Source organism: Psychrobacter sp. CAL346-MNA-CIBAN-0220 (genome assembly GCF_040309805.1).
Lineage (GTDB): Bacteria > Pseudomonadota > Gammaproteobacteria > Pseudomonadales > Moraxellaceae > Psychrobacter.
Genome location: NZ_JBEOPF010000039.1, coordinates 1 through 461 on the forward strand (window position 1 = coordinate 1; position 461 = coordinate 461).

At 50.3% G+C, this 461-nt stretch carries 1 protein-coding gene; it reads right to left on the reverse strand.

The window, feature by feature from the left end:
• Positions 1–461, reverse strand: a 461-nt coding sequence (locus tag AAEY88_RS12600) for a bifunctional ornithine acetyltransferase/N-acetylglutamate synthase (RefSeq protein WP_350562930.1), incomplete at both ends; no start/stop codon positions are given.

Here is a 461-nt window from a genome sequence, read left to right on the forward strand (position 1 = left end):
GTCTTACCCGCCGCTTCCGTATAGCTGGGAGCAACACCACCATTTTGGCAAATCATCACCTCATCTAGATAAACATCGACTTGCTCGGTATCCAAATCTTCGATACCCGCATAACCCACTGCGGCAAGGATACGACCCCAGTTGGCATCACTAGCGAAGAACGCGGTCTTGACCAACGGAGAATGTGCAACCGCGTACGCCACATCGCAGCACTCTTGCGTCGTCTTGCCGCCCGTCACTTTTACAGTCATAAACTTGGTAGCGCCTTCCCCATCACGTACAATCAATTGTGCCAGACGGACGAACACCTCGGTCAAAGCTGAAACTATAGCCTGATAATGCGGGTGTTCTGGACTGTCAATCATATCAGCGCTGGCTGTACCGGTGGCAATCAATACGCAACAGTCATTGGTCGAGGTATCACCATCGACAGTAATACGGTTAAAAGACTGCTCATTAAT